This window comes from Vibrio sp. SCSIO 43133, from assembly GCF_023716845.1.
Lineage (GTDB): Bacteria > Pseudomonadota > Gammaproteobacteria > Enterobacterales > Vibrionaceae > Vibrio > Vibrio mediterranei.
Genome location: NZ_CP068024.1, coordinates 2,080,024 through 2,101,262, shown reverse-complemented (window position 1 = coordinate 2,101,262; position 21,239 = coordinate 2,080,024). Strand labels below are relative to the sequence as shown.

General features: G+C 43.1%; 20 protein-coding genes. 8 read left to right on the top strand and 12 right to left on the bottom strand.

Features of this window, described 5'->3' with window-relative positions:
* The first annotated feature begins 2 nt into the window (after positions 1-2).
* From JKJ11_RS09970 to JKJ11_RS09960, 3 genes are all read left to right on the top strand, one after another.
* A complete protein-coding gene (locus JKJ11_RS09970) occupies positions 3-860 on the top strand; it encodes an SDR family oxidoreductase (RefSeq protein WP_252038101.1) in 858 nt (285 codons plus the stop codon).
* A 64-nt stretch (positions 861-924) separates the two neighbouring features.
* Complete coding sequence (locus JKJ11_RS09965; RefSeq protein WP_006071774.1) at positions 925-1,602, top strand: fructose-6-phosphate aldolase; 678 nt, start codon at positions 925-927, stop codon at positions 1,600-1,602.
* Between the two features lie 101 nt (positions 1,603-1,703).
* Complete coding sequence (locus tag JKJ11_RS09960; RefSeq protein ID WP_006071772.1) at positions 1,704-2,039, top strand: PTS fructose transporter subunit IIB; 336 nt, start codon at positions 1,704-1,706, stop codon at positions 2,037-2,039.
* 2 nt (positions 2,040-2,041) lie between these two features.
* Here JKJ11_RS09960 and JKJ11_RS09955 read toward each other — a convergent pair whose 3' ends face one another.
* Positions 2,042-2,902 (bottom strand): helix-turn-helix domain-containing protein, encoded by an 861-nt coding sequence (locus JKJ11_RS09955; protein WP_006071770.1) that lies wholly within the window; start codon positions 2,900-2,902, stop codon positions 2,042-2,044.
* Positions 2,903-3,106: 204 nt separating this feature from the next.
* Between JKJ11_RS09955 and JKJ11_RS09950 the strand changes: the two genes are divergently transcribed.
* The gene (locus JKJ11_RS09950; protein ID WP_252038100.1) at positions 3,107-3,865 is read left to right on the top strand and encodes a phytanoyl-CoA dioxygenase family protein; all 759 of its coding nucleotides are present in this window, start codon (positions 3,107-3,109) and stop codon (positions 3,863-3,865) included.
* Positions 3,866-3,928: 63 nt separating this feature from the next.
* Here JKJ11_RS09950 and JKJ11_RS09945 read toward each other — a convergent pair whose 3' ends face one another.
* The 4 genes from JKJ11_RS09945 to dsrO all read right to left on the bottom strand — a co-directional run bounded on the left by JKJ11_RS09945 (position 3,929) and on the right by dsrO (position 9,397).
* Positions 3,929-4,171 (bottom strand): hypothetical protein, encoded by a 243-nt coding sequence (locus JKJ11_RS09945; RefSeq protein ID WP_038231183.1) that lies wholly within the window; start codon positions 4,169-4,171, stop codon positions 3,929-3,931.
* 254 nt (positions 4,172-4,425) lie between these two features.
* Entirely contained in the window at positions 4,426-7,518 is a 3,093-nt protein-coding gene (locus tag JKJ11_RS09940; protein ID WP_252038099.1) for a tetrathionate reductase subunit A, read from the bottom strand.
* A 17-nt stretch (positions 7,519-7,535) separates the two neighbouring features.
* Positions 7,536-8,633 carry an NrfD/PsrC family molybdoenzyme membrane anchor subunit gene (nrfD, locus tag JKJ11_RS09935; protein WP_252038098.1) on the bottom strand — a complete coding sequence of 366 codons (1,098 nt, stop codon included), beginning with the start codon at positions 8,631-8,633 and terminating at the stop codon, positions 7,536-7,538.
* Positions 8,630-9,397 (bottom strand): sulfate reduction electron transfer complex DsrMKJOP subunit DsrO, encoded by a 768-nt coding sequence (gene dsrO / locus JKJ11_RS09930; RefSeq protein ID WP_252038097.1) that lies wholly within the window; start codon positions 9,395-9,397, stop codon positions 8,630-8,632. Before dsrO ends, nrfD begins: the two co-directional genes overlap by 4 nt.
* 170 nt (positions 9,398-9,567) lie before the next feature.
* Here dsrO and JKJ11_RS09925 point away from each other — a divergent pair, with 170 nt between their 5' ends.
* Both JKJ11_RS09925 and JKJ11_RS09920 read left to right on the top strand, forming a co-directional pair.
* Positions 9,568-11,403, top strand: a complete 1,836-nt coding sequence (locus JKJ11_RS09925) for a sensor histidine kinase (protein ID WP_252038096.1) — start codon at positions 9,568-9,570, stop codon at positions 11,401-11,403.
* Between the two features lie 17 nt (positions 11,404-11,420).
* Positions 11,421-12,023 (top strand): response regulator transcription factor, encoded by a 603-nt coding sequence (locus JKJ11_RS09920; RefSeq protein ID WP_171390912.1) that lies wholly within the window; start codon positions 11,421-11,423, stop codon positions 12,021-12,023.
* Positions 12,024-12,042: 19 nt separating this feature from the next.
* Here the strand turns inward: JKJ11_RS09920 and JKJ11_RS09915 are convergent, their stop codons facing one another.
* The gene (locus tag JKJ11_RS09915; protein WP_216610841.1) at positions 12,043-12,930 is read right to left on the bottom strand and encodes a LysR family transcriptional regulator; all 888 of its coding nucleotides are present in this window, start codon (positions 12,928-12,930) and stop codon (positions 12,043-12,045) included.
* 133 nt (positions 12,931-13,063) lie between these two features.
* On the opposite strand from JKJ11_RS09915, the gene JKJ11_RS09910 reads away from it, so the two are divergent.
* Positions 13,064-14,134, top strand: coding sequence for an HlyD family secretion protein (locus JKJ11_RS09910; RefSeq protein ID WP_252038095.1), 1,071 nt, complete (start codon positions 13,064-13,066; stop codon positions 14,132-14,134).
* 15 nt (positions 14,135-14,149) lie between these two features.
* A complete protein-coding gene (locus JKJ11_RS09905) occupies positions 14,150-15,139 on the top strand; it encodes a hypothetical protein (protein WP_252038094.1) in 990 nt (329 codons plus the stop codon).
* Positions 15,140-15,252: 113 nt separating this feature from the next.
* Here the strand turns inward: JKJ11_RS09905 and JKJ11_RS09900 are convergent, their stop codons facing one another.
* From JKJ11_RS09900 to JKJ11_RS09875, 6 genes are all read right to left on the bottom strand, one after another.
* Positions 15,253-16,155 carry a LysR family transcriptional regulator gene (locus tag JKJ11_RS09900; RefSeq protein ID WP_038231195.1) on the bottom strand — a complete coding sequence of 301 codons (903 nt, stop codon included), beginning with the start codon at positions 16,153-16,155 and terminating at the stop codon, positions 15,253-15,255.
* A gap of 141 nt (positions 16,156-16,296) precedes the next feature.
* Complete coding sequence (locus JKJ11_RS09895) at positions 16,297-16,695, bottom strand: hypothetical protein (RefSeq protein ID WP_252038093.1); 399 nt, start codon at positions 16,693-16,695, stop codon at positions 16,297-16,299.
* A gap of 7 nt (positions 16,696-16,702) precedes the next feature.
* Positions 16,703-17,692, bottom strand: a complete 990-nt coding sequence (locus JKJ11_RS09890) for a tetratricopeptide repeat protein (RefSeq protein WP_252038092.1) — start codon at positions 17,690-17,692, stop codon at positions 16,703-16,705.
* 2 nt (positions 17,693-17,694) lie between these two features.
* A complete protein-coding gene (locus JKJ11_RS09885) occupies positions 17,695-19,023 on the bottom strand; it encodes an anaerobic sulfatase maturase (RefSeq protein ID WP_088877515.1) in 1,329 nt (442 codons plus the stop codon).
* A 122-nt stretch (positions 19,024-19,145) separates the two neighbouring features.
* Entirely contained in the window at positions 19,146-19,502 is a 357-nt protein-coding gene (locus JKJ11_RS09880; protein WP_252038091.1) for a hypothetical protein, read from the bottom strand.
* 61 nt (positions 19,503-19,563) lie between these two features.
* A complete protein-coding gene (locus tag JKJ11_RS09875; RefSeq protein ID WP_240206019.1) occupies positions 19,564-21,210 on the bottom strand; it encodes an arylsulfatase in 1,647 nt (548 codons plus the stop codon).
* Positions 21,211-21,239: the final 29 nt, after the last annotated feature.

Below are 21,239 nucleotides of genomic sequence, written 5' to 3'. Positions count from 1 at the left end.
ACATGAGCAAGAAACGAATTTTGATTACAGGAGCGGGTGGTTTTTTTGGTACTCGATTTATAAATCGTTACCAAGGTGAATTTGAGATTAAAGGGACGGACGTTGCGCAACTGGATATCACTGATAACAGAGCCGTTAACCAGATATTTACCGAATTTCAGCCTGATTTCGTGATTCACGCTGCTGCTATTGCTGTAACGGATTTTTGTAATGAGCATCCTGAAGTTGCTCATAAAGTGAATGTCCAAGGTGCAATCAATGTCGCCAAAGCATGTAAGCAAGTTGGCGCGAAGCTAGTATTCATATCTACTGAGCAAGTTTTCAATGGTAACTCTGAAGCGGGTCCTTACACAGAACAATCAATCCCGGTTCCTGACACCGTTTATGGTCAGAACAAACTGGAAGCAGAGCGAGAGTTAGCGAGCATTCTGCCAGAAATGTGGGTGTTGAGGTTCACGTGGTTGTTTGGGTTGCCTGAAAGAAACACCACGATCAATCCCAATGTGGTTTGGAATGCCATTCAAACCTTATTCAAAGGGGGAGTGATGTACGAACGTGGTAATGAGTTCCGAGGTTTAACCTATGTGCACGAGCTTATCGAGCAGTTTCCTAAGATCTTTGACATCCCTTATGGCACCTATCATACCGGCGCACACAATGACGCGAGTCGTTATGACATTGCCGAGCATATTCTGACGGAACTCAAATTAGAGCAGCGTTTGCCGGACATATTGGTGCAATGCGATGCGCCTAAGACGCGTGATGTTCGTTTAGACACGAGTAAGCTCGCGGCACAGGGCATCCGCTTTACTGAGAGTAAACAAGCCATTACTCAGTGTTTAAAAGAATTTGGTTATTAAAAAAGTAAACGACGAACCGAAATGAGAGGGCGTCGTGACTAGTGAAAGTTATTGGAGATGTACCATGATTTATATGTTAGATACCGCCAATTTAGATGCGATTAAGAAAGCGGTAGACCTGTATCCGATTGCGGGTGTGACGACCAATCCAACGATCATCGCAAAAGAAAACCGTTCACTGCGCGATATCATTTTGGATATTCGTGAGTTAATTGGCTCTGAGCGTATGCTTCATGCTCAGGTGGTAGGTGACACTGCAGAGGTGATGCTGGAAGAAGCAAAGGCACTGCGTAAGCTTGACCCTGAAATCATTATTAAAGTGCCGGTGACACCGCAAGGTATTAAAGCGATGAAGCTGATCAGCGCTGAAGGTATTCGAATTACTGCAACGGCGATTTTGACTCCGCAGCAAGCATTGATGGCCGCTATGGCGGGTGCTGAATTCCTTGCTCCTTATGTGAACCGCTTGGACAACATCTGTGGTGATGGCACGTTGGTTGCGGCTGAAATGGCCCACCTAATTGATGTCTATAATCTAGATGCAAAAGTACTTGCTGCTTCATTTAAAAACGTTCAACAAGTCCATGAAGTGGCAAAAGCAGGGGTTCAATCCGTTACGATTGCACCAGATGTGTTTGACCAATTGCTTGTTCATCCGTTAACCGATTCTGGTGTCGCTGGCTTTATGAGTGATTGGCATGGCGCTTACGGTGAAGGCAAAACGGTTCTTGATCTATTATGAACATGATTAAAAACAAGTTTAGCTAGGATAGACAAAGACACGGATGCCTAGTGAGATTATACTCACTAGGCTTTTTGCTATAGGAAGATCTTAGGGTAATAATGAAGTTAGTTGGAGTTACGGCTTGTATCAGTGGCGTTGCGCATACCTATATGGCAGCGGAGTTGCTGGAGAAAGCAGCCAAAAAAGCAGGTTATAAAATCCAGGTGGAGACACAGGGAGCATTAGGCGCTGAGAATTCCTTAGAGCAAGCAGCAATTGATGCCGCGGACGTCGCATTTATCATTTCAGAGATCAACATTGAAGGGGCTGAGAGGTTCGAGCAATCACGCTTAATCAAGATGTCGATTTCAGATTTTTTGCGTAGTCCAGAGCTGGCGATTAACGCTATCGAGCGCGCTAAAGTAGCCCCAGCAGGGACTGTTATAAGCGTTTAGCTTTATTCTATCGTTCCGCTTTGGTAATGCGCCCGATATTCAGAAGGGGAGCGGTCTGTCTGCTGTTTAAATACTCGGCAGAAGTAGTTGCTGTCGTTGAATCCGCAGCGATGCGCAATCTCTTTCACTTTGGTGTCATACTGTTTGAGTAAGTACTTTGCCCTCTCTAAGCGAATATGCGTTAAATACTCATTGAACTTCACTTTTCCCTCTTTGTTAAAAAGTTGCGACAGGTAGTTCGGTGAGACGTAGAAATGTTTAGCGACTGACTCTCGCGTCAATGGCTCATGATAGTTCTGCTCCAAGTAATCTCTTACTGCATCGAACAACGCCTTACTCTTAGACGGCGTTTCGGGTGGGTTATGGATCAGGTCATGGATATGACTAAAGAGGCTGCTAGCCAAAAGGTGCAACGTATTCTGATCTTGAGAGTGCCATGATAATTCCTCAATGGCTTGAAGAATGAAGGAGCCTGTTCTCGGTCCGCGCCTTGCGACGTTCTCTTTTATTGCCGAATCGAACTTTTCACCATCCCAACTCAAAAGACTCATCCCAAAACTTTGCTTACCCACAAGGACTGACATGGTGACCACAGGTTTATCCCAATTAGGTTTATTCCAACTTTCGGCTGGTAAGTAGAGAACATCACCTTGTTTGAGAGTGACCTCCGTATCTGTTCCTATGCTATTACCAACGTCCATTTCCAGTTCACCAATTAACACCATTTCAATACGAGGAAAGTGAACTTGATACGCAAGCGGCGGTGGACTTGGTAGGTTACCTGCAAACAGCAATGAGTGGATTTGCTCCGTATGCGTTGCGTAGTGTTCTAAGGCTTCGATGAGGTAGGTTCTATCTAACATGCTTTATAACATTCTTCTAGGTGGTGGAGGCGGAACTAAATAAGAATCCAGTATACGCGACAAGCTTAATTGGTCTATTTGCGTTGCTTCACATTTAGTAAACGATCTTACAAATATCCAGTTTATCGTAGATATTGCCTACAGGATTATTACGGCTTTAACAGTAGATTGATAGGGGAAAAGTCAGCCGAGAAGGATAATAAAATGAGTCACGAATCTACAATAACTAGCCTCTACTCTTTAGAGGGATTAACACCGCATCAATATGATGATTTAGACACTCATGGCTTCACCATCATTCATGATGTGATTGACCCGGAGTGGCTTCAAGAACTCAGAGCAAAGTTTGACTACCTTGTAGAGAAAGAGGGAGATAACTTAGCCATTGAGCACCACCAAGAAGAGACGGTGACTCGAATTGCCAATTTGATTAATAAGGGCACCGTCTGGGAAAAAATCTGGTGTCATCCATTAGTGCTTGATGCCTGTGAGCATATCTTTAATGGCGAGTTCAAACTGTCGAGCTTGAATGGCCGCGAGGCTCACCCTGGTGGTGGCTTGCAACCGCTGCATGGCGATTGGAAAAAACCAAGGCCCGACTTCCCCAAAGTGCATTTAGTGAATTCTATCTGGGCACTTGATGATCTTTGTAGAGACAATGGCGCCCCTCGGATTATTCCGGGCACTCATTTACGTCCAGAGTTACCAGAAGATGTTTTAGAAGATACCGAAGCAACGCATCCAGATGAAGTCTACCTTGAGTGTCCTGCTGGCAGTATTATGATTTTTAATGCCCACACCTGGCACGGAGGTACGGTCAATACGCTAGGTACGCGTCGCCGTGTATTGCATGGGTTGTATGTCGCTAAAGACGGGGTTCAGCAGCAAGATCAGAAGAAGTGGTTAACGGCGGAGACCTCAAAGAGGCTTAATCAGTCGCAACGTCGACTGTTGGATGTTTAAGTTAACGGGTGTGTTGGGGTAAATAAGTTGGCGCTAAGTATTCAACGCCAACTTTTCGTCTCCTTAGCGAACTTCTAATCCTAAATTGTACTGAGCGAGACAGCGCGTAACATAACTCACTTTCAGCAAGCCCGCGATGACGATGGTACTAATGTGCGCAGCGATTTGTTGAGGTAGCGTAAACAGGTGTGCATAAGGGTAAGACACCAGAATACTCACGATCATGGCAATAAAGGTGGCCACTAATGCGATGTTTGAGAAAGTGAGTAGGTGGTCGAAGTTAAATTTATTATGTTGAGCAGTCATAAGTTACCTCACTGGGATATTGTTTTTTTAATACTAATCTCACCTATTTCATTATCTGTGCCATGTTGTACTTTTGTTTTATTACAGTTACTTATGGTTTTTTCTTTCCTTGTTTTTGTCAAAAAGACAATAATTAATATGTGTCATATTGACTCTAATGTGTTTGAGTTGTTGGTAATTTGAGCGTAAATAAAGATAACAAAAAAGGCTTCTTACAAGATTGAAAGAAGCCCTGAAGAATTAGTAGAGGTAGATTAAGCTTTGCGAATCTTCGCGGGCAATGATTGGCGAGCAGCCGCGCCAACAACCCAATCCAGCATGACGCCTTTACCCTCTCGGGTAGGGTCTGTTAAGCCGATGTCATTGATATTTACTCCATCCATTTGACGACTTTTGATAGGTTGCTGCTTGTCACCAATCCAATGAGCTCGTTGCCCTAATTCCGTATGCCCAAAACCATGCTCGAATCCAAGTGTGCCTTGAAGGATTCCTGGCACAATCATCGCAAGGGCGGTGGTACTCGCTCCGGGCGTTTCGATGATAAACTTATCACCTGTTTTAATTCCTGCGTTGCTGGCATCATCTGGATGAATATAGACCGGATTGATACCTTTAATTGAGTTTAACCTTGGTGAAAGGTTGGAGACCGCACTATGAATATTGGATTTAAAGTTTGTTAAGCTAAATGGCCATTTGTCTTTTGGATAGCGATCTTCTAATGGTGTACCATCTGCTAGCTTCTGCGGGTGCCATGTAGGGCAGCCACTGTAGTATTCACCAGTCATTGTGTTTCTTGAGCTGCCCACACGCTCGTTCCAAACAGCAAGCGGACGAGACCATTTGTACTTCATCTGTTCGCCTTTATAAGCCTCGGTAGCATTTTCAAATCGTCCTCCTCGAGCGAAAATGTAAGCGACGCGACTCACTTCCTCTGGTGTTAATGTCTTTTGCATACTCGGTAGTAATCGTTCTAAGCCTGACCAGGCGATGTCTTCTGCACTGACGTCAGGTACTCCACCTTTCACATAAGCTAGGTTAGCGGCTGAACGCAAATAATAGTCGTCCGCAGAATGGATCCCATGCCATTGACCATTGGTATCTCGAATTGCTTTTTCACCGAAACCTCCTAATTCCATTTCTTTAGCGACATCGATTAAGAAGTTTTCTAAACAGACAGAGCGACCGTCGGCAGATTTTTCTGTTCGAGCTTCGACGATAGGCCAACGTGCAGTTACAGTTTTTACTGGAACATCATGCCAAGGTGTTGCCATCCCCCAACTTTCGTAGGTGACAGTATCAGGTACGATGTAATCAGATAATGCAGTGGTTTCGTTGATAAAGGCATCGACAGAGACAATTAATCCGAGTTGCTTCGGATCTCTTAGCTTGTCCTCTAATAATGTCTTTAGTCCTGGTACACCGTAAATAGGGTTTGCCATATGGTTAATCCATGCCTTAATGCGATACGGGTAACCATCAATGGCAGCGGATAAGTGCTCAGTCAGTAAAGGCGCTGCAAACGGATACCACGGTGCTCGTGTAGGGTATGGGGATTCTCCAGCTGCAACACGACGTTTGTACTCATTGGTCTTTTCATATGGAAATTTGCTGCGTGACAAGAAAACGCCTTTTGGCGCAGTTTTGCCAGGGAACTTCGTAAAGTCATAACGCGGGCCAGCAGCAGATGTAGGATAGCCGCCAGCTTTCGCCATTGCGCCTCCTTTCATGTTGATATTACCTATGAGCGCATTGAGCATCATTATGGTAAACGCGTTATAGAACCCGTTGGTGTGCATGTTGCCGCCGTGTGTATCCACTACCGCCTTAGTGCCATAGCTTGTGAATTTCTTAGCCAAAGCAGCGATTTCATTAACGGGGACTTCACACTGTTTACTGTAGAAGTTTAAATCATGTTTAAAAGCTTCTTCTTTTAATCGCTGCAGAGACGATTTAACTCGAACTTTGCCTGAAGAGAGCTCGACGGTTTGGTCAACAAATAATTCCGCTGAGCCCGTTTGAGTATTTAAGCCAAATTGCCCAGATTGCGCATCAATAATCACATAAGAATCGTTGTCAGATAGCGCTTCACCTTCGAATGGTAGGTTTAAATCGGAGGCGCGCAAAAAGGTGCCATAGCGCGGATGACTTTCGTCACTAATCACCAAATGCGTAGCGTTACACCAATGTGCGGTACCCGCGTTATGCATGGCATTCACACCAGGTTGGCTTAGGAAATTCTCATTGTAGCGCCTGTTTTTGATGATCCATTGAATCATTCCTAGCACTAATGCGGAATCTGCCCCTGGTTTGATAGGTAGCCAATGGTTGGTATCAGCTGCAGCGAGACTAGAAGAGCCTGCCGGCAAGCTCGGAGTTAGTATGGTGTAGGTAAGTTTGCCTTCTGTTCGTGCTTTAGCAAGTTGGCGTGCTTGACGTTTGAACGGATTACCAGCTTGTGCGGGAGACATGCCGATGAAAATGATGTATTCAGCGTTGTCGAAGTCAGGTTTAAGATGGGCAAATTTGTCTAGGTCATTCATAAATGCACCACTGCCTGCTCGGAACGCATAACCGCAATATGAGCCGTGATGGCCGAAGTTTCTGGTTCCAAAACTGTTGAAGGCAAATCGTTTAAAGATGTCATCTCTACCTTCATTACCAGCGTTGGTCATCAAAAGTTGATTGGCTTTAGGTCCATATTCTGGGTTATCTGCATCGACAGGAGTTACAAGATCTCGAATATCTTTGAGACCTTCGACATGCCCCTCACCGAATAAGTCTCCGCCGTGTACGACTTCTTGAATCAATTGCTCATAACTGATGGGTTGCCATTTCCCATCACCTCGCTTGCCCACACGTTTCAATGGCTGGGTAATTCGATAGGGACTATTGCGAATCTCCATCATGCCGTTGCCGCGAGCACAAGCTGTAGAGCGTCCTTCGAGGCCAGATTCGCCTGCCATGCCTAGATAAGCATCCTTAACAGGCGTATTGAATGGAATATGCTGTTGGTGAGAGAGTGGATGGTATGGGTTACCAGCAATACGCAGTATTTCGTCATTGCGATTGTCGATACGTACACGTAAACCACATAAGGTCCAACATCCAAAACACATAGAAGGTGCCACGCGCTGGTTCGGGTTTGGTATTAGGTCGCCCGTTGGTGTCACTTTGTATTCAGGTTCGAGTGAGTTTCCATGGTGAATATTACGGGTTTTCTGTCCTGCAGTGCCTTCAACGACTCCATCGACCATATGCTTAGTAGTAGTTGAATAGCCAGCTGAAAAAGCACCCAGACCACCGACAGCTAGGCCAGATTTCAGAAACTGACGACGTTTGTTATCCATAGTGAAATCCTCTTAAATCAGTGTTGGTTTAGGGTAGTGGAGTTGATGTTCTGTTTAGGCTGAACAAGCTCAGAGCAAAGTAAAGCAAGAGCAATCCACAGGCCAAACATACCTATAATCCCGAGCAAGCCATTGCTGCCCACAGGAAGGTGATAAAGGTAAGGACCAATATCAAATTTCGCGATGGTTTGTACTTCCATCATGGTGACCCAGCGAACACTCCATGCGCTGGCAAGGCAGATAAAGGACACGATAAGCAAATAGAAAAAATGTGTTTTGCTGTCGCGTAGGCAGAAGAGTGACAACAGTATGTTGGCAACAAGCAGAGCGGTAAGCAGTGCAATTTTATTAACCCACTGCGAGTTGGCATAAAGTGAAAACGCGGAATTATTCGATGCCCAAAGAGGGATTAATATGAGGGCTAATACGCTACTCAATATCATAGTCTGTTTCACTAGACGGGTATCTCCCAATGACAGTGCTTTCGGTTTTGAGGGAATAAGGAGCAGAATTAGCAGAGTGAAGCCAATTGCTGCTGAGAAAGCTGTGACGAACCAAATGAGTGGTGAGGCAGGTTGATTCCATAATGGACGGGACTGAACAACGGCTATCTCTGCGCCGGTATAGAGAGCAATTGTCAAACCAGAAATCACGGTGGTAATGGCTGCGCTCATCATTAGTTTACGGCTGGTGGTCCATTGACCTAGTGATAACTTAGCAAAGAGTCGAAGCAGTTTATTGTTCTGATGTTGCAGCGCCACTAGGTCATTTCGAAGATAAAGCCAAGCTGTCGCCATCGCCAATAACGAAAATAGAGGTAGAAAAATCGAACCTAAAGACATCCAAGACCAAGGTGTGAAGTGTGCATAAAAGTGCCAAGCTCTACCTGGTTGATGCAGATCTCCGGTTAAGGCAAGTGGTCCAACAATCGCACCGATGGCCAAGGTCAGTGCTAAAGCAGCGCGCAAATGATGGCTGGTGTGAGATTGAAACGTGAGAGCAATCAAAAACAAAATAGCTGCAGCATAGGCTGAGCCAATGTAAAAAAAGTACTGTACCGCCCACGGGAGCCATGCGATAGTCTGAGGTTGAACTAGAACTTCAGTAATGTTCATACTTGCTCTCCTTGTGGTTCGTAAATAGCGGGTTGACCTTCAATGTGCTGAGTAAAACGTTCATTCATGCCGATATAAAACACGTGGGGATCGGTTCCTTCTTCCGGTTTTAACACCTTAATATCATCACTATGCTCGCTCATTAAGCGTCGAACTTCGCTGTGGGGATCATTCAGGTCACCAATGACACGTGCACCTCCAACACAAGTCTCGACACAGGCAGGTAGTAAGCCTTGCTCCAGCCTATGTGCACAGAAGGTACATTTATCTGCAGTCAAAGTGTCTTCATTGATAAAACGCGCGTCGTACGGACACGCTTGAACGCAGTAAGCACAGGCAACACAACGACTGTTATCTACCATGACGATGCCATCTTCACGTTGAAAAGTAGCTTGAACTGGGCAAACTGCTACGCAAGGCGGGTTATCGCAATGGTTGCAAAGGCGCGGCAGCATAAAGGATTTCACTTCTTTGGTAGCGGTTGAACCGTCATCCAAAGTGACTTCATACTGTTTTACCGTGGTTCGGAACTGACCAATAGGAGTTTGATTTTCGATACTGCAACCGACTGTGCATGCTTGGCACCCTACGCATTTACGAAGATCGACAACCATGGCAAATCGTTTTCCAGTTTGACCTTTTCGGTCGGGTTCCTGATTGTTCCTTATAACTGTACTGGCGGTAGCTGTACCAACGCCTGCAACAGGGATGAGTGCAGCGCCAGCTGTAATGGCGCTGAGAAAGCGACGTTTGGTGGAATCCATAACTCACCTGCTAAGATTAATGAAAGCCTGTTGGTATTGTCAGAATTGTTACTCGCTGTCGATATAGTGGATTTCCACATACCACGATCAAAGTTGATCTAAGACAAATGCCGAAGTGCCTCTATTGCTGCTATTCTGGTGCTCTAAATCTTAAGGATTAAAAACAATTCATGGTGAGAAGCACGCTACGTTGGGTTCGTTTATTGATGGTTATCGTTGGCACGATAACTGGAATTGCCTATGCAGGGCAGCAAGACCAAGGGACGAAGATAGCTTCAACAACTAAGGCACAAGTGGATGTAGGGGTCTTAGCTATCAGAGGGCATTTATATGCTCAGCAACGTTGGCAGCCGACTATTGACTGGTTAAATCAACAGATCCCTGCCGCGCATTTTGTGCTGCATCCTTTAGATCTTGATGGAATGGCGCAATCGGTTAGAGATCAGCGCATGGATTTCGTTTTAACGAATCCAGGGCAAGCCGTTCAATTAGGTCGTCAATACCCATTATCGTGGATAGCGACGATAGTAAGTCAAGCGCCAGAACGCTCAAACTACGGCATTGGTTCGGCTTTGGTTGTTCGGTCTGCCTCCCCATATAAGACACCAAGTGACGTTGCAGGTTTATCGATTGCTGCTGTTTCTAAAGATGCTTTTGGTGGATATCTAACGATGCGATACCAAGTTCTAACCGACGGAGGCGATCCTAATAGTTTCTTCTCCGATGTGCGCTACTTGGGGTTTCCAATTGATGCCAACCTATATCAACTTCGTGATAAGGCGGTAGAAGCGGCGGTTGTACCAGCGTGCTTGTTGGAACAAATGGAGAAGGAAGGATTGATAGATAAAGGGTTGTTGCGTGTGCTGAACCCTCTTGAACAAACGCATTCATCATGTGCTGTTTCTACACCTCTGTATCCTAACTGGTCGTTTGCAAAAACTGAACGCGGCTCATCTCAACTCGCCAAAGAAATCAGCCGAGCTTTGCTTGCTATGCCTGCTGACAGCCCAGCTGCGATTGCCTCAAAAGCGTCAGGCTGGACTTCTCCGGTTAGTTTACTCTCCATTGATAAACTATTTCAGGCTATGGATTTGCATCCGCTTCAGCAGCCTTGGTGGAAGGAAGCGATTCGTTGGTTAAGATTGCATCAAGAATGGGCATGGACACTGTTTTTATTCGTGATTGTATTGAACGTGTATCACTTTTGGCTTGAATATCGTTTTAGCAAGAGTAAACACGATTTAGAACAGACATTACTGCGCCTCAAAGAAAAAAGTGAAATGTTAGAACATACACAGAGAGTTGCGATTATTGGTGAATTAGGCAGTAGTTTGGCACATGAAATTAACCAACCATTAGCTGCCATTCGAAACTACAGTGAAGGTGGCTTGCTGCGCCTTGCCAAAAAGCGTCCTCCAGAAGACATTGTGCCAGTGTTGGAAAAAATCCAAGACCAAGTTGAGCGCGCCGATGCAATTATCAGCAGACTAAGGGATCTCATAAAGAAACGTGCGATTGCGAAGACAGAATGTGATGTTGAACAGTTGCTAGGGGATAGTATCGAGCTACTTAAATATCGATTAGACAAAAATGGTATTGAGACGGTTCGGAGTACAGAAGGGCAACAACGACTCGTCAATGTTGACGCGGTGGGTATACAACAAGTACTTGTTAACGTGATCAACAATGCTATTGAGGCCTGCTCAAAGCTTGCTGAAAAACAACGTGACTATAAAGGAACGATAGCTCTTCATACTGAGTATCAATCTCAAATGTTATCTATTCGAATCGCAGACAACGGCACTGGTTTGGAGCAAGATAACCCGACGCAAGCTTTTATAAGCAGTAAAAAAGATGGCCTAGGGTTAGGCCTGGCAATATGCCGCGATGTAGTGGAGATGCACAACGGAGAGTTACAAATACAATCAACGCAGCCGCATGGCTGTTTAGTCGTGATTACTTTGCCATACCATCCACCAGCAGACACCATGCTCACCGACGAGTAGCCAAGGAGTGATATAAATTGTGTGATAACCAACTGCCTGTATACGTCGTTGATGATGACGAATCTGTCAGAGATTCATTGGCGTTTATGCTTGAAGAGCAGGACTTTAATGTAACCAGCTTTCCTGATGGTGTGACTTTTTTAAATAGCGCTGATATCCAACAAGCGGGTTGTGTGATTTTAGATAGTCGTATGCCAAAGCTTCGCGGCCAACAAGTACATCAAATCCTGACAGAAGCACACAGTCCACTCGCGGTTATTTATCTGACGGGACATGGTGATGTTCCAATGGCTGTAGATGCCTTACAGTCTGGAGCCGTCAACTTCTTCCAAAAGCCAGTGAAAGGTTCAGAGTTAGCTCAAGCGATAGTCCTAGGGTTGGCTCAGTCATCTGCCAACCTAGATACAATGGAAGCAAAAAACGCGTATGCGTCGTTAACACCTCGAGAAAAGGACATTCTGCGCTTGATCATAGCGGGAAAGCGCAACATTCGCATTGCTGATGAACTTTGTATTGCTATGCGGACGGTGGAAGTCCATAGAGCCAGTTTATTGAGAAAATTCAAAGCAAAAACGGTGGCTGAGTTGGCGTTTATTTATGGTTTGACCAAAAACAGCTAGTCGAAGGAATTTTACCTCATTAAAGAAAGTAACTCTTCATGTGAGCTAAGAAGTATTCAACGCGCATTGGCTTTAGCTTTCGCTCTTTGTATACCATGTTAACAGACGATTGCTGATAGATTTCGTTTGGAAGGACAGGCACTAGCGTTTTATCGGTATCGTATTTTTCTACTAGGTTAGGCATGATGAAAGCTAGTCCTAGGCCTGAAGCACAAGCTTTGAAAATGGTATAGCCGCTATTGACTGTCAATGCCACTGGTAGCTGTTTAAGTACTGACTTATCTGACTCTTGATAAATGAATGGATTTTTAGATTTGAGCTGTCTATGAGGCGCTTTTAGGTCAGCAATAGAGCTAATGTCGCCATATTCTGAAAGATATGTCTTTGATGCCATAAGGTATCGTTTATATGATAGTAACTCACTTGAAATCAAGCTCTTATTACTTACTTCTCCAATACAAAACCAAATGTCGATGCCTTCTTCAAGCATATCGACTTGCCGATTAGAAAAATCAAGATCGAGCAAAACTTTAGGGTACTTTCGGGAAAAACTCACGAGGGCGTCTTGAAGTAGGAGGTTACCAAGGTCAACGGGTACGACAACTTTCAAAATGCCTGTGGGCTCAAGTTGGTGGTGCATTATTTCATCTTCTGAACGTCTTAACACATCGTCCACATTTTGACAGTAGCGGTAGAGTGCTTTTCCCTCCTCAGTTAGGTCAAGTGCTCGTGTTGAACGTATGAGGAGTTTAACGCCGTAGTATGCTTCTATTTCTGATATCTTACGGCTTACAGTAGAGGCATTGATTCCTAGCTCTTCAGCGGCTTTAGACAACGAGTTTAGGTCTACTACACGCCGAAAGATGACAAGTGTATTTAAGTCAAAGCGATTATTGTTTCTATGCAAAACTGTTCCTGATTTCGAGCCATTTAACCATAAGTCTATATGTAGATAATATGAAATCAATACACAGTATCTGATTGTAGTTTGCTCTTTCTAGGTATTGGCGTTAATAGTACCGAATGAAGGACATTCTAAGATGAATTTAACTCTCCATAATCTTTCGAAACCTCTAACTTTAGCTGCCATTGTTCTATTGGTAATATCTGCTGTTAGCATGATTCTTAGTGACTTGTATTCTCCATTTACAACGGATAGTTACGTGATAAGTGATATATCGAAAATATCTACTGATATTGACGGTGTGGTAGAGCACATATACGTAAGAAATGGTCAATTTGTTAAAAAAGGTGACCCTCTTTTTAAAATTGAAACTGATGAACTTCAATCTAAGTATGATACCGCTTATGCAAATTTGATTATTCTAGAACAGAACTTTAAGAAGATTGAACTTGAAATGGGTTTGATTGAAAGCGAAATAAAGCAAAAAACAGAAATTGCCAGTAATAAAAAACAGCACTATATGAGGATGAAAACCCTTTTACGTAATAAAGCAATTAACCAGCAACAATATGATGATGCTTACACAGCATACATTGATGAAATAAGAGAAATAGAACAATTTAAAATCAAGTTACAGATTAACCACGTTAAGCTTGGCTCAGAACAAGGTGGAAACGGTGGGCTGCTGTTAGGGAAAGCTATATTAGAAAAAGCTAGGAAAAACCTTAATAAAGCTACAGTACATGCTCCATTTGACGGAGTAATTACCAATATGCAGCTCGTAAAAGGTCATTTTGTATCAAAGAACTCACCGCAAATCGTCATAACCTCTCAATCACAGAGACAGCTCGTCGCTGATTTTAACGAAAAAGGTTTAGATCTTTTACCCAATGCGAATTGCTTGGTTGTGTTTGATGCTATACCCGGCAGAATATTCAAGACACAAGTAACTAGCATAGACCAAGCGATAACTGTAACTGGGGTTGGCGATCAAAAGTTAGGAGAGACTGCTACGGTAGCTCAGGGAGATAGATGGGTACGCAAAAGCCAATATGTTCGCTCTACTCTAAATATGCCAGATGTTGATAGCAGTTTAATTTCAGGTTCTCGAGCAACAGTAATGGTAGTTCGTGACGATAGCAAATACTGGAATTCGTTTTCATATATGACGATGCATATTATTGCATTATTTCGTTACCTATACTAATGAAAGATATATCCTATGTTTAACATAAAAGCACCAATGATAAGAAGTGCACTGTTCTTTACTCTATCGATTGTTATCACTGATATGCTGCATTTAGGAATGCCAGTATTTAGTGTTTTTTTAGGTCCAGCTTTGATCTTACGAGATAAGTTTAGCTTGAATAAATCATTAGTGTTCATATCTTTAGTTAGCATCTATTTTATTTCGGGCTCCTTGGCTGCGACAATACTCGACCATAACCAGTGGGCGTTAATAGTAATCTCGGTTTTCGTCATATATAGCTATTTGCGAATTGAAAAACTTGCATCATTTTCAACGGCGCCGCTATTTTTATATTGTTATGGACTTATCAATACAACATATGGAACTTCGATGGAGTTGTATTTTTACCAACTTCTACATGTCGCGTTCATGATGCTACTACTAGCAAAAGCTATTTTTTGGATTTTGCCGACCCCAACTAACCAAATGTCATCCAGACAAAATCAAAAAGTCGCCAAGCGTTCTAAGGCTCTGAATGTGATATCCACCATCATCATATCTCTATCCCTGGTTTACTTTCTATCGATTGAAGTTGGCAAGGCCATATTCTGCCTTTCAGTGATCATAAGTATTGTTTGTAGACCAGATTATGCTTCGATCATAAAAGGCCTAAAAAGTATCTTACCGCTGCAGGTATCCGGCTGTTTCATTGCGCTAGTATTACATATGCTTATAGCCGGTCATGGCCAAAATATACTGATGCTATCGCTAGTGATATTTGGCTTCTCCATTGTTGTATTTTACTTTGCTCATAGTTCGGAGAAAATCTCCAAGAAAATACCAAATTTCGAAATTGGACTCCTAGCAGCTACGCTGACACCGTTTACACTGTACACTCATTCAAGTGGGTTCGATATTGGTCCATTTATTCGACGAGCTGCGAATATGGGTGTTATTTGGGGGGTGGGCACACTCATGATTGTGCTGCTGCCATGGTGTCTATCGTGGTTCAAGCGTATGTAAATTACTCTACGACTAGTTATTTTGTAGAAGGATAAGAGTATCAATATGATGTTTTAAGTAGGTACCAAAAGTGTGCTAGCTCAAACATTCAATGTGAGTACAGTAATAGAGTACTATCCAATGCTCTTAAATATAGTTTTAATCGTTTCACGAAGCCACTCATGACCTTTATCTTTCTTTTGTGATTGATGCCATGTCATGTATATGGGAACTTTCTTTGCAGAAAATGGTAATGGGAGTACATTCAAATCTAATCGTTCCGAAAATTTATTTGCATACCATTCGCCACATACACTAAGCCACTCAGTTTCTGAAGCCAATTGCATGGCTGTTAGCAGTGAACCTGTAGAATAGGCTACTTTTCTAGTTGGAAGTTGGCCTTCGATAGCAAGAGAGTCTAGTGTATGAGTACTAAGACGTTGGCTGCGCCATGTAACGTGATGCGCTTGCATAAAGTCATCGAAAGATAATGAATCTTGAATAGTAGGATGCGACTTACTCGCTACAACAACTGCTTTTTGTTCCATTATAAGTTCGTTGTGGTAGCCGTGTTCAGAGAGGGGAACGGTCGCCAGAATGACATCAACGGTTCTTCGGCGAAGGTCATCTTGTCTATCTGCTTCGTTCAAGTGTTCTACGTCTGCTTGAATCGTAATATGAGGAGCGTATTTCTGCTTATATTTGGTAATCGCAGGTACCATCATCAAATCAAAATCTTTATGGCTTGATATGCGGAAAGTTCTTTGACTCTTAGAAGGAATAAATTCTTGTTTAGAACTGGTGCCATTGAGTAGAAAACTCAAGGGGCCTTGTATTTCACTGTGCAGTTGAAGGGCAAAATTGGTAGGCGTGATCCCTCTGCCTTGTCGAATAAAAAGGGGGTCTTGATACTGATCTCTAAGGCGGTTTAGAGCGTGACTCACAGCCGGAGCAGTAATATTTAAGACCTCGGCCGCCTCGCTAACGCTTTTAGACTTCATTACAACATCAAAGGTTTTTAATAAATTAAGATCCATAACCTACTCTTTAAGCAACATTACAAAATGATAATGCATTCTATATGTATGATAGTCAATTTGTGGCTTAAGCAGTAATGAGAAAGTTACTGCTGGTGGGGTGTATTACGATTAACGAGAAGTTTGTTGAAGTTTACTTATCTATGTTTTGATGTCGTCTATCATACAGATGTTGTAAGGCTTTCCTACCGACTGGCAGTGCTCCACCCATCTAGTTGGCCAAAAGATACGGCTAGACTTTCCTATTTGTATGCACGTCATTTCAATTCCTTGGTAACTAATCTGTTTGCCCAGAGGTAACGATTTATCTTTAGATAAATAACAGTGTTGTTTCAGTTCGTTTTTTTGGGCTAATTGGTAAACCCAGTTATCCTCGTTACTTTGCTTAAAAGCACTATAGTATGACGCGTTTGCATTGGTCACGGCGGAAACTTCTTGCTGTTGAGCTAACAATTGTCCTGCATCGGCTGTGAAGCTAATCGTTGCCACTATCATTGGTAAAAGGGTTAAGCATCGTTTTAACTGCGTAACTTTGTACATATCGTTATCATCTCTTTGTTTTGTGGAGAAGTTCAGACTGTAAAGCATCATAATTCGCCTGAGGTACTCTAGGTTTTAGCTCATTTAGGCAAGACTTGGCGGCCGTATTGTTCGACTTTATGTAAACACTACATAGTGTGTACAGTTGTTCTGCAGAGCCTGACAGTTGATACGCATGTTCGAAAAGCGGCACAGATTTTTCGAGGTCAAAACCTTTTTGCGCTACAGCATATAAATACCAATAATAGCTATTCGTTTCAGCTAAAACGGCAGCGGATTTGAAGTCGGAAAGCGCTTCGCGTTTGTTATCATTTCGTACACGAGCAAGTGCTCTGGCGTAATACAGTTGTGAAGCATTAGGATTTAACAGAATGCCTTCGTTCAGTACATCTAAAGCTTTGTCAGTATGACTGTCTGCGCGATAGGATTCTGATAATCCAACCCAAAAAGCTTGATTACTTGAGTCTTCTTCAATAAGTGATTTATAGGTCGTTATTGCTTTTTTAGTGTCACCTGATGCTTGATACACTTCAGCCAGTTTAAAGGTTGAAAAGGCGTCATGCTTCAATTTGTAATACTGTTCTAGTTTCGGGATATATAAATCAAGCTTGTGTCTCATAGATGTTGTTAACTTCGGATACATCTTTGCTAAGCTGTATGTTGCCGCATAGCTTAAGGTCGGGCTAGTATCATCTAAAAAAGGTGAAATGAGCTCCCAACGATAGTCGAGTGCTAACCCATCACTACCTACTATTGCAGCATGTTGAATGCGTTCATTATCCTCTTTGAGTGCTCGAGCGATGGCTATTAGAGCATTTTGGGAAGGCGTGATTCTTAACGATTCTAACGCGTCAATTCGTTGCTCGATTGGCTGAGACTTATCCTGAGCGACATATGCAGGATCATTTTTATTTGGATTGAAGTTTTCAGACGGTACTCCTGAAGCAAACACAGAAAACGACAACAAACCAATAAAGATTAAAGATAACGACTTCATGCCTATGCCTTGTGTTCAGAGATTATTTGATTATCGATTAGGGCTTGGTCACTATGCTTTCCATGAGCGACGGGTAAACCAAGTCTTCGCAAGGTAAATGCAAAGCCTGCATCTGCATGACGAAAGAACTTATTCCATCCCGCACACAGGTAGTTCAGGCCATTTTCGCCTTCTTTGGTCTTGATGAATCGATTTTTTGGACACTCTCCAAAACATGCAAACTTATAGTCACATTCTCTGCATTGTTTAGGGAGGGATTTTGACTTCGCTGTACCGAACTGTTGTTGTTTAGCCGAGAACGCCATGTTTTCGAGTTCGGTCTCGGCAATATTACCGATTTTGTACTCTGGATAAACATAGTGATCGCACGTGTATACATCACCATTAGGTTCCATCGCTAAGCCCTTTCCGCACATTTCACCCAGAGTACAAAGAGGGTTTCTATGTCCCATCCACGCCTCAAGAAATGCTTCGAAATACTGAACAAATACGGTTCCCACATCGTTACATATCCATTCATTGAAAATAGCGATGAGAAAATTGCCCCATGCATGATCAGAAACACAGAACGGTTCCACTACGGAGTCTTTGTAGCCTGGAATAAGGCGTTTGTCACCTTGCATTAATCTCTCGTCAATCTGCCAAGTATTTGGTGCAGTTTCGCGGAAGGTTTTCATTTCAACAATTGGGATGAACTGCATCTGAGGTGACTTCACTACATCCCTTAAAAAGCGGTACACCTCTAATGGGTTGCGACTAGTTATATTGTTCACACAGGTAAGTGTTGCAAAGCTCACTTGGTGTTTATGTAACAATTCAACAGCTCTCATTACTTGCTTGAAGGTACCACGACCAGATTTGTTGGTACGATAGGTATTGTGCAGCAGTTCAGGACCATCAATGCTTAAGCCAACAAGAAAGTTGTTCTGTTTGAGAAACTTACACCATTTGTCATTTAAAAGGGTGCCATTGGTTTGAAGGTCGTTGGAAATAGTTACACCTTCAGGTTGGTATTTTTTTTGAAATTCAACGATCTTTTCAAAATAAGGAAGACCTAACATAGTAGCTTCGCCGCCCTGCCATGAAAAAGTAATCTGCGGTGTATTTTGGCCTTGAATATAATCTTTAATGAATTTTTCTAGTTTTTGGTCATCCAGTTTTGGTGAACATCCTTTTTTATACTCAAGCAGGTCTTCTTTACTTAAATAATAACAGTAATCGCAGTCTAAATTACATGCTGCGCCAATCGGCTTTGCCATTACATGCATGCGCTTAGATGGTTTGCCATTAAATTGTGGTCCCGCTTGAATTACAGGGCTGGTATCACTCATAAATAACCTTTCTCGTGTTTCGTTGATAGGGGTACTATAAGGCGTCCAATGCCAATTAATTGAATAGCGGTGCTTATTAGTTATTTAACTAAAACTAAATCCAACTATATGTGTATGCTCAATCAAGAACTCAAGGCACTGATTAGCTTCATTTTATCTTTCTCTGTAAGGTTCCCACTTTCAATTAAGATTTTGATGGATTGATAAACAGAAGACTCTGCACGTGCTGGTGCGGCCGTTTGCTTACTGGATGTCGCGGTAGTAGGCATGACAGTTTGGGGCTGGCTTGGTGCCTTCTGGTATTGTTGTTGGCTAATTTGAACCATATCTGATTGGCCATTAGACATTTCTTTTGCCGTTTGCTCGTACTTATTAAAACGAGCGATATTTTCTAGTACTGCGCTGTTAGAGTCATCTGCAGTCGTTGCATGAGCGCAAGCTGATGTGACCAATAACAGTATTAAAGCTGCTTTATTCATGGTTTTCTCCAAAAAAGAGGGTGAACGTCAATTCACCCTTGTATCGTTAGTTGAGTTTTGTCTAGTGAGCAGTTTGAACTTTTGAGCCACCAGCACCTATACCAAAGTTTTTGTAAACCGTTTCACTTGCGCCAGACATGGTGAAAGATCCAGGACGTTGTGATGGTGGGTAATCCTTGTATGTCATTAGGTGTTCTTTAACCAATTGGTTAGCTTTATAAAACACAAATACATTGTCAATTTCCCAGTTCCAGTAGCCATTTGCGTTTTGATCAGCACGCTCAAATGGGTCTTGGCGAAGGTTGAAGATTTTAGGCAGACGTAACCATGTGAACGGTTCTGCCCATAGAGCCATTGTTTTCGCACGTTGTTCACCGTACACAACTTTCCAATCCGTGCTGTGGTTTTTACCGCCACCGATGTAGTTGTCTTGTGAGTAGCGCATAGCAACGATCTGAGCGTCGGCGTTGTACAACATAATGCTCTTACGTGGAGTTTCTTTAGTGCGACCTGCGAAGTAATCATTCATGTTATAGCCATCAAGATGGATCTTGAATTCTTTGTTGTTCGCTTTAAATCCACCTTTTAGAAGGTCTTGTTTGATGTGTGAGTTACCTGCAGCAGCGACTAGTGTTGGCAGCATATCTAGACCAGAAACCATGCCGTTTAGTACTCGACCACCATCCCAGTGACCGGCAGGCCAGCGAACGAATGCAGGTACTCGCCATGCACCTTCCCAGTTAGTTTCTTTTTCTGAGCGGAATGGAGTGATTGCACCGTCAGGCCATGCGTTATAGTGTGGACCGTTGTCGGTGCCATACATGACTATGGTGTTGTCAGTTAGGTTGTTATCATCAAGATAATCGAGAAGTTGGCCGATGTTTCTGTCGTGAGACACCATGGCATCATTGTAGAAACCCTGACCAGAAATACCTCTGTCTTTCGGATTAAGGTGCGTTTTGAAGTGCATCTTGGATGAGTTCCACCAAACAAAGAATGGCTTGTGCGCAGCTTGTGCCTTGTCCATAAACTTAATAGCGTGTGCTGTAACGTCATCATCAATGATTTCCATGCGTTTTGTGGTCAATGGGCCTGTATCCTTGATTTGACCATCAGCCGTTGAATGGATGACACCACGAGGACCGTATTGCTCGGCAAACTTAGGATCTTTAGGGTAGAAGTCATGCTCAGGTTCTTCCATCGCGTCTAGATGATAAAGGAAACCGTAAAACTCATCGAAGCCGTGATTTGTAGGTAAGTCTTTATCTTTGTCACCTAGGTGGTTTTTACCAAATTGACCTGTCATATAACCCATATCTTTAAGCGCTTCGGCAATCGTCATATCATCGTCAGCGATGCCTTGTGGAGCACCAGGAAGACCAACCTTAGTCATTCCGGTACGCAAGCCATCTTGACCGGTAATAAACGCACTACGACCTGCAGTACAAGATTGTTCTCCGTAGTAATCAGTGAAAGCGACGCCTTCATTGGCGACCCTATCTATATTGGGAGTTTCATAGCCCATTAATCCACGGTTCCAGTAGCTGATATTCCACATACCAATATCGTCACCCCACATCACTAGAATGTTTGGTTTTTCGGTGGGTGTAGATGGAGTTGATGGGGCAGCAGTTGCATTAACAGACGTCAATGCGGATAGCGCGAGCATCGCGGACGTTAATAGTGTCTTCTTACATGGTATTTTCATTTTATCTTCACCAGTATGTATTTGAATTT

What these genes read in the sequence shown, in the direction of transcription:
- JKJ11_RS09970 (WP_252038101.1), top strand. Translation starts at nt 3, where the DNA reads ATGAGCAAGAAACGAATTTTGATTACAGGAGCGGGTGGTTTTTTTGGT.
- JKJ11_RS09965 (WP_006071774.1), top strand. Translation starts at nt 925, where the DNA reads ATGATTTATATGTTAGATACCGCCAATTTAGATGCGATTAAGAAAGCG.
- JKJ11_RS09960 (WP_006071772.1), top strand. Translation starts at nt 1,704, where the DNA reads ATGAAGTTAGTTGGAGTTACGGCTTGTATCAGTGGCGTTGCGCATACC.
- JKJ11_RS09955 (WP_006071770.1), bottom strand. Translation starts at nt 2,902, where the DNA reads ATGTTAGATAGAACCTACCTCATCGAAGCCTTAGAACACTACGCAACG.
- JKJ11_RS09950 (WP_252038100.1), top strand. Translation starts at nt 3,107, where the DNA reads ATGAGTCACGAATCTACAATAACTAGCCTCTACTCTTTAGAGGGATTA.
- JKJ11_RS09945 (WP_038231183.1), bottom strand. Translation starts at nt 4,171, where the DNA reads ATGACTGCTCAACATAATAAATTTAACTTCGACCACCTACTCACTTTC.
- JKJ11_RS09940 (WP_252038099.1), bottom strand. Translation starts at nt 7,518, where the DNA reads ATGGATAACAAACGTCGTCAGTTTCTGAAATCTGGCCTAGCTGTCGGT.
- nrfD (WP_252038098.1), bottom strand. Translation starts at nt 8,633, where the DNA reads ATGAACATTACTGAAGTTCTAGTTCAACCTCAGACTATCGCATGGCTC.
- dsrO (WP_252038097.1), bottom strand. Translation starts at nt 9,397, where the DNA reads ATGGATTCCACCAAACGTCGCTTTCTCAGCGCCATTACAGCTGGCGCT.
- JKJ11_RS09925 (WP_252038096.1), top strand. Translation starts at nt 9,568, where the DNA reads ATGGTGAGAAGCACGCTACGTTGGGTTCGTTTATTGATGGTTATCGTT.
- JKJ11_RS09910 (WP_252038095.1), top strand. Translation starts at nt 13,064, where the DNA reads ATGAATTTAACTCTCCATAATCTTTCGAAACCTCTAACTTTAGCTGCC.
- JKJ11_RS09905 (WP_252038094.1), top strand. Translation starts at nt 14,150, where the DNA reads ATGTTTAACATAAAAGCACCAATGATAAGAAGTGCACTGTTCTTTACT.
- JKJ11_RS09900 (WP_038231195.1), bottom strand. Translation starts at nt 16,155, where the DNA reads ATGGATCTTAATTTATTAAAAACCTTTGATGTTGTAATGAAGTCTAAA.
- JKJ11_RS09895 (WP_252038093.1), bottom strand. Translation starts at nt 16,695, where the DNA reads ATGTACAAAGTTACGCAGTTAAAACGATGCTTAACCCTTTTACCAATG.
- JKJ11_RS09890 (WP_252038092.1), bottom strand. Translation starts at nt 17,692, where the DNA reads ATGAAGTCGTTATCTTTAATCTTTATTGGTTTGTTGTCGTTTTCTGTG.
- JKJ11_RS09885 (WP_088877515.1), bottom strand. Translation starts at nt 19,023, where the DNA reads ATGAGTGATACCAGCCCTGTAATTCAAGCGGGACCACAATTTAATGGC.
- JKJ11_RS09880 (WP_252038091.1), bottom strand. Translation starts at nt 19,502, where the DNA reads ATGAATAAAGCAGCTTTAATACTGTTATTGGTCACATCAGCTTGCGCT.
- JKJ11_RS09875 (WP_240206019.1), bottom strand. Translation starts at nt 21,210, where the DNA reads ATGAAAATACCATGTAAGAAGACACTATTAACGTCCGCGATGCTCGCG.